Genomic DNA, 13,246 nt, shown 5'->3' with positions numbered 1-13,246 from the left:
GAGAGGGTGGTCAAGCGATAGCGATGACCGGCTGAGTTGGCTGCGGCTTATTTACTACCTGGATTGGTCAATCTTCTCTGCTTGCGTAGTACCCTTTCCTAAATCCTCTCTCGGGAGAGGATTTAGGAAATTATCCTGTTTTCACTTGCAAAAAGAGGATAAGGAAAATAAAAACACGAAGATTTTTTACAAACTACCCTGCTTCACCTGTTCTGCCGCATAATTGGCGGCGCGGGCGGTAAGGGCCATGTATAAAATAGATGGGCTTTGGTTTCCGGTGCTGGTCATGCAGGCGCCATCGGTAACAAATACATTTTTGCACAGGTGCAGCTGATTCCATTCGTTCAGTAAAGATGTTTTTGGATCTTTACCCATGCGTACGCCGCCCATTTCGTGAATATCCAGTCCAGGGGCTTGCTTGCTGTTATACTTGCTAATGTTTTTTACCCCCGCTTTCGTAAACATTTCGGCAGTTTCATTTAAAAAATCCTCGGTCATTTTATCATCGTTCGGGTGATATTCAACAGATGTTACCAGCAGTGGTATACCCCACTGGTCTTTTTCTGTATCACTCAGGCGCACATGGTTACTTTCCACCGGGACGGTCTCGCCCTGCAGGTAAGCAAATACATGCCAGCCAGACGGCTCGCTAAGGTTGTCCTTATATTGCGCCCCAACTTGCCCGTCCATTGTATCTTCCGGGTGTTGTGAGCGGTAAGCGTTCAAGAAAGTGGTGTATCCGCCATAATAATCCGTATCGCGCTGGTGCAGGTTTTTGTAATTAACCAATATCAGGTCGGTAGGGTTACGGCCATAATAATAATGATCTTTAAAGCCCTCAAGTGTTCCGCTTACTGATGCGCGGTAGTTATGAAAAGCGATGTATTTACCAAGCAAGCCATTATCGTTACCTAAACCGTTAGGGAAACGTTTAGATTTAGAGTTCATTAAAATAAGGTTTGTATTTAATGCCGATGCATTCATAAAAATCACCTTGGCATGAAAATCCATGATCTCCTTTGTATTGGCATCGATCACTTTTACTCCCGAAGCCTTGCCTGTCTGCTCATCGTAAATAATGGAATGGACTACCGAGTGAGGGCGGATAGTAAGATTGCCTGTTTTTTCGGCCCAGGGCAATGTAGAGCTTACCGAGCTGAAATAACCGCCAAACGGGCAGCCACGCATACACATGTTACGTGCCTGACACTTCCCTCTGCCCTGGTCTAAATGTATTTGCTGTGGCTCGGTAAGATGCGCCCAGCGTGCGTGCACCAGGTGGCGGTCAAAATTTTGTTTAATGTTATCGCGCATAAATTTTAAGGGTGCGCTCATTTCAAACGGGGGGAGAAATTCGCCATCTGGCATGGCCTCCAGGCCGTCCTTATTGCCGCAGATACCGATAAACTTTTCTACATGCGAGTACCAGGGCGCGACATCATTATAGCCTATAGGCCACTCGATACCATAACCAAAGCGCTTAGGCGCGGTAAATTCAAAATCGCTCCACCGCTGTGTTGCCCTGCCCCAGGTAAGCGATTTACCACCTACCTGATAGCCGCGTATCCAGTCGAAAGGTTTTTCCTGAACATAAGGATGGTCGGCATCCTTGATAAAGAAGTGATCGCAATCGTCACCATAACCGGCAGCTTTAGTAATCAGCGGATTTTCCTGCATCTGTTTAAGGCTCACACGGCCACGATATGGGAATTCCCAGGGCGCTTTTGTAGCGGTAGGATAATCCTTGATGTGTTTCACATCCCGTCCGCGCTCCAAAACCAGTGTTTTAAGGCCCTTTTCGCAAAGTTCTTTCGCGGCCCATCCTCCACTAATTCCGGATCCTATAACAATTGCATCAAAAGTTTGCGCAGTTTTAGCTGCATTATCAGGAGCGTCAGTAAACATCGAGGTAATAATTGGTATTTATAAAGGTGCGATTATTAATTGAAAAAATAAACACATCCTATTTTAAAATACCGATGTTTTAAAGGATATCCACATAACATTTTCCTTATTTACTAAGCAGGGACGCTGCCTCCTCATCTAACAAAACAGTGGCCTTAGGTAAAGTTTGCAAGATAGATGCCGGTACTTGTGTGGTTACCTGGCCCTGTAAGCTTTGCGCAATAATATCTGCCTTTTTAGCGCCAGCCGCAATCAAAACCGAATTTTTTGCCTCAGCAAGATGCTTAAGGCCAAGCGTTATGCCTTTTGTAAGGGCGGTTTCCTGTTCAAAATATTTTTGCCCTACCTGTACGGTAACCGGATCGAGCTGTGAGCAGTGTGCATATAAATCAAAAGGTGTACCCGGCTCGTTCAAACCAAGGTGACCGTTCATGCCTATTCCAACTATCATTACATCCAAACCGCCTTTACTATCAATAAACTTATTCATTTCTTCGCACTCTGCTTCCAGGTCATCGGCTTTGGCATTAAATAATTTAACATTTGTAAGCTTTTTGTTCAGCTTATCAAAAAAATTATGCTTCAAGTAATACTTGCAGCTGCCCTGGTCATTTTCGTCCATACCTACCCACTCGTCCAAACCAATGATGGTAGCTTTTGTCAGGTCGATACGACTTTCATTTGCCCATTCCACCAGGTATTGCAACATTCCTGTAGGCGAATCGCCCGAAGGGAACACAAAAACCGAATCGGGCTTCTCAGCCAGTTGTTTAGCAACAATTTCGGCCGCCGCTTCAGACATCGCGCCGTAACCGGGATATACGCTTACTTTCATTGTGTTTATTTCTGAGGGTTCAACCATAAATCAACAGGTTTTTCAACCTGTGCGCTAAACGGTAATGCCACCTTTTTACCAAGCCCTGCGGACGCGTATGCCGCATAAATAATCTCCAGAACGGCCCGGCCATCTTTACCGGTAACCAAAGGCGTTTTATCATTCCGTACACAATCAATAAAATGCTTTAACTCCTGCGGATAACCCTGATTAAAAGCTTCCTCAAAAATGGTAAATGTCCAACCGGCAGAAGTGTCGGCTTTTTCCATAGCATACCCATAACCGTTACGGCTATACGTTAAAGCAGAGTTGCCCATGAACAAGTCGGCATAAACAACACCACCTGTGCCATATATTTCACAGCGATCGTCCATACCCCCATGCTTTGCCCAACTGCTTTCTGCCACGCAGGTGACACCGTTTTCAAATTCAACAATTACTACGGCATTATCTTCGCCCTGTGTTCGGCCTTTATGAAATACCGTGCCCATGGTAGCGTAAACATCTTTAACCTTTGCATGGTTTAGCACCCACCTGAACCAGCCTAAAGCATGGCATCCCATATCCATCAACACGCCACCACCAGCCAGCTTGATATCGTAAAACCAGTCGGTATGCGGGCCCGAGTGTTTTTCTGATTGTTTAAGCATATATACATCACCTATCGCGCCCTCGGTTATCAAACTGCGCGCGCGCTCGTACTTTGGCGCGAAACACAATTCTTCCGCATACATGAGTTTTACGTTATTCTCCTCGCAAACGGCAAGCATTTCATCTGCCTCCTCGAGGGTTACAGCAAGTGGCTTTTCAATAATGATGTGCTTTTTGGTCTTTGCGGCTTTAATACATACTTCGGCATGCAGGTAGTTTGGTACGCATATATCAATCACCTCGGCATCGGTTTCTGCAAGTAACCTATCAACATCATCAAACCATTTGGCAATGCTATATTTATCTGCAAATGCCCTGGCTTTATCTATGTTACGGGCATATACGGCTACAACTTCAGCTTCGGGCACAAAACGATGGTAGGATTCGAGGTGTATATCAGATATAAATCCGGCGCCAATGATGGCAACTTTGGTTCTGTTCATAATGGTTACAGATATTTAAGTTTTTTAAGATAGGCCGCCCAAACCATGTAAGCCTTTGCGTTAAGATGCAGCCCTTCAATGGTATATTCGGGTTTAAGCAGGCCACGTTTGTCGGTAAACAACTGTGCAATATTAACGTAGGTAAAATTAAGCTCACGGGCTTTTGCTTTGAGCAGGTTATTAACCTGTGCAACATGCCGGCCCTTGTCATAATGCTGCGGAAAGCGTGCATGCGTGGGATCTACCGGCAATATGCTCTGCACATAAATTTGCGTACCCGAACTTTTTGCATGCACCCGCGAGATAATCCTGAAATAATTGTAAGCAATTACCGCATCAGGTATATCTTTCCCTATATCATTTATACCTAAAAGTATGAAAAGCTTTTTAGGCTGGCGGTTAATCACATCATCCAGTCGCTTAAGAACGCCGTAAGTGATATCGCCTCCTATACCCCTGTTAAGCACAGTACTATCGCCTGTAGCTTTGCCCCAATCGCCCATTTCGGTTATGCTATCGCCTAAAAAGATAGTACCGCCCTGCTTTACGGGCTGGGTGGCAAATACTTTTAGCCGCTCAACCGTATGGTCTGGTATAAAGGGTATGGTATCAAATAAGTTTTGGTTAGTAGGTATGCTTTGCGCCATAGCTAAAGCCGGCATTAAAAGCATTAGTAAACACAGTTTCTTCATTGATTATAATTGGCTCCTAAATGTACAATTATTTATTAATTCACCATCGCAAAGTGGCCTCTCCTAAATCCTCTCCAAAGGATAGGACTATAGTTACCCTCTTTCCGCAAAGCGGAGAGAGGGTCGGCGAGCGATAGCAATGCCGGGGTGAGTCGGTTCGTGAGTTTACTCACCCCCTGCCCCTCTCTGCTACGCAAAGTAGCCTCTCCTAAATCCTCTCCAAAGGAGAGGACTATAGTTACCCTCTTTCCGCAAAGCGTAGAGAGGGTCGGCGAGCGATAGCGATGTCGGGGTGAGTAAATCGAGAAGAGTTTTAATATCTTTAGCAATGCCATCTATCATTCAACTTTGCCGCGACTTAAGGCAACGCCAAACACCTACCGAGAAAAGATTATGGGAGATGTTAAGAAACAGAAATCTGAGGGGTAAGAAGTTCTTAAGACAACATCCCATTTATATAAAATCCGTTATCGGAAAGTATGAATTTTACATAGCAGACTTTTATTGTGATGAAGCCAAGTTAGTTGTTGAAGCTGATGGCCCTGTACATCTTCACAAAAAGCAGTATGACAAAAACAGGGATTTGATTTTAAGCAGCCTTGGTTTAAATATTTTAAGATTTAAAAATGAAGAAATTGAAAAGGATATGGAAGCTGTAATGACAAAAATTGCAGAATATTTGTGAATGGTCAAATGCGTTAGTAAACGCACAGTTGACTCACCCCCTGCCCCTCTCTGCTACGCAAAGAGGGGAGATTTCTATTTTCTTTTTTCTATTACCCTCTTTCCGCAAAAGCGGAGAGAGGGTCGGCGAGCGATAGCTATGCCGGGGTGAGTCGGCGCATTTCGGATTCATCTGCATATTGCCTACTTTTAACGCTTCAATATGGCAGCAGAAAACCATACTTCTCATTTACAAATCGTAACAACGGCCGACGGATCAAAAACCATCTATAATTCGCTGGTGGGCGAAAACTATCACTCTAAACATGGTGCTTTACAGGAGAGCAGGCATGTTTTTGTAAAGTCGGGGTTGAAGTATTTTTTGGATAATACTCCCAACAAACAAGATGAGGTATCGGTACTGGAAGTGGGTTTTGGCACAGGGTTGAATTTTTTGTTAAGTGCCGATTTTTGCCTGGGGCAGCAAATCAAACTGCAGTATACGGGTATCGAGGCTTTTCCGCTTACCAGCGAAATGATCAGCCTTACCGGTTATGAGCAATATGTAACTGCACCTGTATGGAACACCTTTTTAGAGCATTATCAACTAAGTTTATCAGGACCTGCAAAGCTGAATGATTATGTGCAATTACAAATAGCTGTAAGCGATCTTTTTTCGTTCACAACGCCTGCTCAATTCGATGTAATCTACTTTGATGCTTTCGCAGCGGTACATCAACCGGAAATGTGGACAAACGAGGCTATTGCTCATACCTCCAGCTTTTTAAAACCGGGGGGCGTTTTTGTTACCTATGCCATTACCGGCAATCTTAAACGCTGCATAAAAGCCTTGGGGCTAAAGGTAGAAAAAGCGCCCGGAGCGCCCGGAAAACGCGAGATGCTCAGGGCAGTAAAGTAGTTTGCAGTTGACAGTTTGCAGTGGTTAAATAGCCGACTAAGAATTAAACAAATGCAAACTGCGCACTTTGAACTGCAAACTGATCGCTACATTTGTTATAAATAATTTGATATGGCCTTAACAGCACCTATTACCGCTACCACTCCGTCTGGCGCTTTTGAACGTTTGCTTACTATAATGGATGATCTGCGCATCAACTGTCCCTGGGATAAAAAACAAACCCTGGAAAGTTTGCGCCATCTTACTATCGAGGAAACGTATGAACTCTCTGACGCCATCCTGAGCGGCGAAATGGATGAAATAAAAAAAGAGCTTGGCGATATCATGCTGCATCTGGTATTCTACGCACGTATCGCATCAGAAACCAGCGCTTTTGACATTACACAAGTGCTTAATGGCATCTGTGATAAACTGATCAACAGGCATCCTCACATTTATAGCGATACGCATGTAAATGACGAGGCGGATGTAAAACGCAACTGGGAGCAGATAAAACTTAAAGAGGGTAACAAATCTGTCTTAGGTGGAGTGCCTGTTTCCCTGCCGGCCCTGGTCAAAGCATCGCGCATACAGGAAAAAGCACGCGGCGTTGGGTTCGATTGGGAAAACAAAGACCAGGTTTGGGCAAAGGTTGAAGAAGAGATGCAGGAATTTAAAGATGAATATAATGTAGCCGATGAGAACAGTATTGACCATGAAAAGGCTGAAGGTGAATTTGGCGACCTGTTATTCTCGCTTATCAACTATGCACGCTTCATAAATATCAACCCCGAGGATGCCCTGGAAAAAACTAACCGTAAGTTTATCAAACGATTTCAGTATCTTGAACAAAAGGCCAGAGAAAACGGAAAGAATCTGCATGATATGAATTTGGCGGAAATGGATGTGTTTTGGGAAGAAGCAAAAAAAGTTTAAACATTTATTATATTGATGTAGCGTTTATAAATTAAATACGTAATGATAGTTGTAACACAAAATGATATGAAGAAAGCACTATTTTTTTTACCGCTTTTGTTAGTATTTACAGCAGGATGTTTAAGTAATAAGTCTGGCGACCCGGCACCTGACCCATCAGGTACATTTAAGGGCGAGTTCAGGCGAATCACCAGGGGCGAAAGCAATTCGATTGATACTGTTAAGACAGATATCGTATTAACAATTACTCCGGGTGTTGGATACAGCGTTACAGGCGATACATTAACCGTACATGCAGGCAGTAAAGGCCACTATGGCATAAGCGGCAACGGTATTATGTTTGTTGACGATACCTATCCTAAAACCGGGATGCCTGAAAAAGCGCACCTCAATGGCGAATACCTGTTTCTATACAACGGAAGTGTATTTCAGATGGTAAGAAGCACCGGCGATACACTAAGCCTGCAGTACGATCTGAAAAAAGTAAATTAATTACTTGTTATACAGCAGTAGCCATTCATTTTGGCACCTGTTAGAATAATTTGCTGATGATGTAACGTTTTGATATCTGGGGCGTATTGTATTGTACAACTTAAGCAGTATTAACAATAATTAATGCATTTACTTCACCGCATTACTGAAGATGAAATCGTCAGTAAATGTAAATCGGGCAGCCTAAAACACCAGGAACTACTGTATAAACAGTTCTATGGTTATGCTATGGGTGTAAGTATGCGCTACAGTTTAAATGAAGATGACGCGCTTGAAGTTGTGAATGATGCATTTATTAAAGTGTTTAATAACATTAACACTTATAATACCGAAAAACCCTTCAGGGCCTGGCTGCGCACCATTGTGGTTAACACAGCCATAGACAGGCGCCGTAAAGAGCTGAAACACCAGTCGAACACAGATATTGAAGACGCATATGGCATTGGTAGCAATGCCAATGCAATAGATACTTTAAATGCGCAGGATATTTTAAAGCTGATGAAGCAATTACCGCAACTACAGCTTACTATTTTTAACATGTACGAGATAGACGGGTACAACCACGACGAAATTGGCAAGATACTGAACCTGCCTGCAAGCTCATCGAGGGTGTACTTAAGCCGGGCAAAAGATAAATTGAGGCAACTATTAACAGCACAAGCACAAAACCATGGATGAGCAGTTTGATAATAAGCTAAGCAACCATATCAGGGAGGTGTTTGAAAACTACGAACACCCTGCTGCCAATGCAGAACATGGTTGGGCGGAGCTTAGAAAAAAATTTCCGGCAGAAGAGAAGAGCAGCAAGGTGGCCTGGCTTTGGTGGAGCAGCGCCGCAGCCATAGCCCTTGTGTTTTTAAGTATAGCTTTATGGTATAATGATAAAGGGGCTGTTACCACTAATTTTGCTGTAAAGCCGGTTACCAAACAAAAACCCACACAGGATACACCAAAGGTACAGCAGGAACCTGTTTTAGCTGATCAACAGCAACCCGTAATTGCGCGGAATGAAGCAGCTGCCGCATCGCCTGGTGGGCATGCTGCTTTGGGCAACAAAACAAAGTATGTTAAAGGCTTAGGGGTAAGTGCTTTTGCAATAAATTTACCGGCCCTTAAACCTGAAAATATTGCCCGGCAACGCAACAACCCTGAATCTGCTGATGCCCCGGCATCACAAAGTTACGCTGCTCAGCAAATTGCACCTGTTGACAGTTTTGCTTTTAACAAGACCGCACAACAGCCTATGCTTGCTGCCGCGGATAATCAGCCCAAAGCAACCCTGCCTGAAGGCAAAACGGAGCAAAACAAACCATTGTCTAAAAGCGCTCCTAAAAGCATTACTCAAATGTTTGAGGATGACCGCCGTCAGCAGAATATAGTTGCCGATAACCGCAAAAAAGAAGATAACTCAGGGAAGAAAGTAAACTTCAGCGTTTATGCTGCAACCTACTTTAACTATGCCGAAGGCAGCAGTAACCAGATCAATGCAGGCGCCGGTTTCACATCTGACTTTAGGCTGAGTAAAAACTTTAAACTGTCTACCGGAGTTGCCCTTGCGCAAAATACCCTGAGTTATAACCAGCAGGCACCGCAAAATGCCAATGTAATGATGGCTGCATCAGCTTCTATCAAACAGGAAAGTTTGTTTACGCCAACCATAACAACCCCGGTCTTTCAAAACTATAATGCCAACCTGGTAGGGCTTGATATTCCTATAAATATTAAATATGAATTTAACCCGGGTAAATCCGACACTTATATTTCGGCAGGTTTAAGCTCTGGCACATTCATTAATGAGGCATATACCTACCGCTATGTTTATAGCGACGGCAAATCTTTCACCGGCGACTCGCAAAACGAAACCGAACGAAACAGCTTCAACAGCTTTTACTTTGGGAAAACCTTGAATTTTTCCTTCGGCGTGGGCTATCCTTTAGGTGGCAACAGGTTGATAGTAGAACCTTTCCTGAAATATCCGTTAGGAGGCCTTGGAGCACAAGACATCCGCTTTGGCGCGGGGGGCATAAATCTAAAATTCAGTTTTACGGGTAAAAGGTAAGATATATTCAATCTATAATCCCGCATGAAATAACAATAAAAAAGAAATGTCATCCCGAAGGAGGTACGACGAGGGATCTTGTTTAGACAACGCACGTATAAAGCGTAAATGTAAAATCCAATCAGGGTTCCTTACTACCGTTCGGAATGACAACATTGAAATTAAACCACACCTAATCTTACTTAAATCTAATAGCTTTTACCGGCGTAATGCGGGTAACCAGCATAGATGGAATGATCAATACCAACAGGCATATGGCTAAAGTACCTGCATTAAGCAGTGCAACGTCAAGCCATTCTATTTTTATTGGAACGAAAGTCATGTAATAGGACGACTGCTCCAGTTTAAAAAAATGGGTGCTATACTGAAACAGCCCTAACCCAACGCCCAGCAGGTTACCCAGCAGCAAGCCTACCCCTATCAGGTAGGCTGCATTGTATAAAAACACCTTTTGTATAACCCAGTCGCCGGCACCCATAGCTTTAAAAATACCTATCATGGATGTCCGTTCCAGTATCATGATCAGCAATGCCGATATCATATTGATTACCGCCACTATAATCATCAGTACCAGCATTACAATAATATTGACATCCAGCATGGCCAGCCACTCAAATATGGTTGGGTAATTGTCTACAACGGTATACGCTTTCAGCAGGATAGGTAGCCGGCTCTCAATGGCATCTGCCGCCTGGCTAATTTTTTCGAAGTTTTTTATACGTACCTCGTAACCGCCTATTTCACCGTTGTTCCAATCGTTAAGGCGGCGTATAAGGCCTAAATCTCCTATTACGAAGGTTTTGTCAACCTCATCAACACCTAAACTGAATATGCCTACAATTTTCAGTTTACGCTTTCGCACCGGTTCCTGTACAAAGTACATCATTAAATCGTCGCCGGCCTTAAGTTTTAAGCGATTGGCTGTTGTTTGCGATATCATTACCTGGTTCTTGGCATCGGTAGAATCTTTATAATTAATAACAGTGCCATTTACCAGTGTCTGTTTCATGTGGCTCCAATCGTAATCCTTATCCACCCCCTTCAGCACAACACCTTCAATTTCTCCGTTTGCTTTAATGATGCCCGGCTTTGTAGCATACCGGTATACCCCGGTGACCATGCCTGCCGATTTGATATTTTTAATATACCTTGCACTGTCCACAAATGCCGATCGCTCGTACGACTCGTTGTTGTCTGTTTTAACGATCTGTATATCGCCTGAAAACCCTCTTACCTTTTCGCGTATCTCTTGTTTAAAACCTTTTATAACAGCAACACTCAGGATCATTACCCCAAGCCCAAGCATTATACCAATAATGGCAATACGCACGATAAGCTTAGAAAATGTGCGTTTACTTTTAAAAGTTATACGGCTTGATATAAATCCGGCTAAATTCAATGCAGAATGATTTTTTGTACCTTCGCAAAGATGCGTTTTTACAGTTAAACATAGTGCCACAAAATTTGCTTTAATAAAAAGAGATATGACAAGCATCAGACTGAATACGATGATAATGGCTGCAGCTATGCTGCTGTTTAGTTGCGATAATTTTGCGCAAAACAAACAACAAGCAGGCGACAGTACTACAATCAAGCAAACGACCGTAAAAAGAGTAACTAACCCTATATTGCCGGCTGCAGACCGTACCGAACTTTATCTTGACTACCTTAAAGGGCGTAAAGTAGGCATGCTTATAAATCAAACATCTGTTATTGGCCCCAATAAGGTGCCGGTGGTGGATAGCTTGCTTAAACTTGGCGTTAAGGTAAAAAAGATATTTGGCCCCGAGCATGGCTTTAGGGGAAATGCCAGCAATGGCGCAACCATTGGCAATACTACCGACCCGGTAACAGGCTTACCTGCTATATCGCTTTATGGCAAACACTTTAAACCAACGCCCGAAGACCTGAAAGGCATCGACCTGATGATTTTTGATGTACAGGATGTTGGCACGCGCTTTTACACTTATATATCAACTCTACATTATGTGATGGAGGCCTGCGCCGAAAACAACATTGAACTGCTAATTTTAGACAGGCCTAACCCAAACGGCATATACGTTGACGGCCCGGTGCTGGATACAGCTTTCCGCTCATTTGTGGGCATGCACCCTATCCCTGTAACGCATGGCATGACCATAGGCGAATATGCCCAGATGATCAATGGCGAAGGCTGGTTAAAAAACAAGGTGCAGTGCAAGCTTAAAATTGTAAAAGTTGGTAATTACAGCCGGGATATGGCCTATGAGCTTCCGGTTAACCCGTCACCAAATTTAAATACACAGCAATCTATTTTGTTGTACCCGCATATTTGCTTCTTCGAGGGGACAAAATTAAGCTTAGGCCGGGGCACGTTGTTCCCGTTCCAGGTTATAGGCAGCCCCTTGCTGAAAGGTAGATACGAGTTTAACTTTAAACCGGTAAGCATACCAGGAATGAGCGAAAACCCGCCGCTTAAAGATACTGTTTGCTATGGCCTCGACCTTAAAAATTACAATATGCAAACTATCCGCAGTAGCGGAAAGCTTAATTTGGCCTGGCTGATTGACCTATATAAGGTATACCCGGATAAAGCGCATTTTTTTAATGCTTACTTTAAAAAGCTTGCCGGTACCGACGAGCTGCGCAAGCAGATCATTGCCGGTAAAACAGAGGCAGAGATACGCCAAAGCTGGGAGCCTGCTTTAACAAAATTCAAGGCCATTCGCGGTAAATATTTATTGTACAATTAAGCTTTAAAACGTTACAGCCTTATGAGGATAGTATTCATGGGTACCCCCGCATTTGCCGTTGCATCATTAGATGAACTTATAAAAGCAGGATGCGATATAGTTGGAGTAGTGACCGCTCCGGATAAACCTGCCGGTCGCGGGCAAAAGCTAAGCGAATCGGCAGTTAAGCAGTATGCTGTTGCTAATGGCTTAAAAGTGCTGCAGCCCGAAAAGCTGAAAAACCCTGAATTTCTGGAGCAGTTGCGGGCTTTAAAGGCCGACCTTCAGGTAGTGGTTGCCTTCAGGATGCTGCCTGAAGTGGTATGGAATATGCCCCCAAAAGGTACTATAAATTTACATGCCTCTCTCCTGCCCCAGTACCGTGGTGCGGCACCTATTAACTGGGCTATTATCAACGGCGAAAAGGAAAGTGGTGTTACTACATTTTTTTTGAAACATGATATAGATACAGGTGACATATTGTTTACCGAAAAAGTAACCTTAACCGGCCATGAAACTGCCGGCGAACTGCACGACCGCCTGATGGCAAAAGGTGCAGGCCTGCTGGTTAAAACAGTAAAAGGTATTGAAAGCGGCAAGTACAACGAGCACCCACAGGAACAATTGGCGGCGGGCATCGAACTGAAACATGCGCCCAAAATATTTAAAGAGAACTGTTTGATCGACTTTAATCAGCCGGCAGAAAAAGTTTACAACCTCATACGTGGTTTAAGCCCCATACCTACGGCCTATACCCTGTTTAACGATAAGGTGCTTAAAATTTACGCTGCAAATTATGAACCCGGCGAGCCGGGCATTTCTGCAGGCGGCTTTATCACTAACCATAAAACAACCTTAAAATTTGCTGCCAAAGATGGCTTCATCAGCGTTACCGGCGTTCAGCTTGAAGGTAAAAAACGCATGAGCATCGAGGAATTTTTAAGAGGCGTAAGACTTTAAG

13 protein-coding genes are annotated in these 13,246 nt (G+C 43.7%); 8 read left to right on the top strand and 5 right to left on the bottom strand.

The window, feature by feature from the left end; translation table 11 throughout:
* Positions 1-186: 186 nt before the first annotated feature.
* The 4 genes from ACFQZX_RS04490 to ACFQZX_RS04475 all read right to left on the bottom strand — a co-directional run bounded on the left by ACFQZX_RS04490 (position 187) and on the right by ACFQZX_RS04475 (position 4,526).
* Positions 187-1,905, bottom strand: coding sequence for a GMC oxidoreductase (locus ACFQZX_RS04490; protein ID WP_377111788.1), 1,719 nt, complete (start codon positions 1,903-1,905; stop codon positions 187-189).
* Between the two features lie 106 nt (positions 1,906-2,011).
* Positions 2,012-2,740 carry a 6-phosphogluconolactonase gene (locus ACFQZX_RS04485; RefSeq protein WP_377111786.1) on the bottom strand — a complete coding sequence of 243 codons (729 nt, stop codon included), beginning with the start codon at positions 2,738-2,740 and terminating at the stop codon, positions 2,012-2,014.
* 5 nt (positions 2,741-2,745) lie between these two features.
* On the bottom strand, positions 2,746-3,834 hold the full coding sequence (locus ACFQZX_RS04480; RefSeq protein WP_377111783.1) for a Gfo/Idh/MocA family protein: 1,089 nt from the start codon (positions 3,832-3,834) through the stop codon (positions 2,746-2,748).
* 5 nt (positions 3,835-3,839) lie between these two features.
* Positions 3,840-4,526, bottom strand: a complete 687-nt coding sequence (locus ACFQZX_RS04475; RefSeq protein ID WP_377111780.1) for a GDSL-type esterase/lipase family protein — start codon at positions 4,524-4,526, stop codon at positions 3,840-3,842.
* Positions 4,527-4,854: 328 nt separating this feature from the next.
* On the opposite strand from ACFQZX_RS04475, the gene ACFQZX_RS04470 reads away from it, so the two are divergent.
* The 6 genes from ACFQZX_RS04470 to ACFQZX_RS04445 all read left to right on the top strand — a co-directional run bounded on the left by ACFQZX_RS04470 (position 4,855) and on the right by ACFQZX_RS04445 (position 9,574).
* Positions 4,855-5,211 (top strand): endonuclease domain-containing protein, encoded by a 357-nt coding sequence (locus ACFQZX_RS04470; protein ID WP_377111777.1) that lies wholly within the window; start codon positions 4,855-4,857, stop codon positions 5,209-5,211.
* Between the two features lie 201 nt (positions 5,212-5,412).
* A complete protein-coding gene (mnmD, locus tag ACFQZX_RS04465; protein WP_377111774.1) occupies positions 5,413-6,108 on the top strand; it encodes a tRNA (5-methylaminomethyl-2-thiouridine)(34)-methyltransferase MnmD in 696 nt (231 codons plus the stop codon).
* A gap of 111 nt (positions 6,109-6,219) precedes the next feature.
* Entirely contained in the window at positions 6,220-7,023 is an 804-nt protein-coding gene (gene mazG / locus ACFQZX_RS04460) for a nucleoside triphosphate pyrophosphohydrolase (RefSeq protein ID WP_377111771.1), read from the top strand.
* Positions 7,024-7,089: 66 nt separating this feature from the next.
* Positions 7,090-7,515, top strand: a complete 426-nt coding sequence (locus ACFQZX_RS04455) for a hypothetical protein (RefSeq protein ID WP_377111769.1) — start codon at positions 7,090-7,092, stop codon at positions 7,513-7,515.
* A 123-nt stretch (positions 7,516-7,638) separates the two neighbouring features.
* Positions 7,639-8,193 carry an RNA polymerase sigma factor gene (locus ACFQZX_RS04450; protein WP_377111766.1) on the top strand — a complete coding sequence of 185 codons (555 nt, stop codon included), beginning with the start codon at positions 7,639-7,641 and terminating at the stop codon, positions 8,191-8,193.
* Positions 8,186-9,574: a hypothetical protein gene (locus ACFQZX_RS04445; RefSeq protein WP_377111764.1), complete on the top strand. Its 1,389-nt coding sequence runs from the start codon at positions 8,186-8,188 to the stop codon at positions 9,572-9,574. Before ACFQZX_RS04450 ends, ACFQZX_RS04445 begins: the two co-directional genes overlap by 8 nt.
* Before the next feature lie 178 nt (positions 9,575-9,752).
* On the opposite strand, the gene ACFQZX_RS04440 is transcribed toward ACFQZX_RS04445, so the two are convergent.
* Positions 9,753-10,973: an ABC transporter permease gene (locus ACFQZX_RS04440; protein ID WP_377112481.1), complete on the bottom strand. Its 1,221-nt coding sequence runs from the start codon at positions 10,971-10,973 to the stop codon at positions 9,753-9,755.
* 85 nt (positions 10,974-11,058) lie between these two features.
* On the opposite strand from ACFQZX_RS04440, the gene ACFQZX_RS04435 reads away from it, so the two are divergent.
* Entirely contained in the window at positions 11,059-12,306 is a 1,248-nt protein-coding gene (locus ACFQZX_RS04435; protein ID WP_377111762.1) for an exo-beta-N-acetylmuramidase NamZ family protein, read from the top strand.
* Positions 12,307-12,327: 21 nt separating this feature from the next.
* On the top strand, positions 12,328-13,245 hold the full coding sequence (gene fmt / locus ACFQZX_RS04430; protein ID WP_377111760.1) for a methionyl-tRNA formyltransferase: 918 nt from the start codon (positions 12,328-12,330) through the stop codon (positions 13,243-13,245).
* Position 13,246: the final 1 nt, after the last annotated feature.

Source organism: Mucilaginibacter litoreus (genome assembly GCF_042676805.1).
Classification (GTDB): domain Bacteria; phylum Bacteroidota; class Bacteroidia; order Sphingobacteriales; family Sphingobacteriaceae; genus Mucilaginibacter; species Mucilaginibacter litoreus.
Note: the sequence above shows the minus strand (reverse complement) of the source record. Positions and strands in the feature narration are given on the sequence as shown.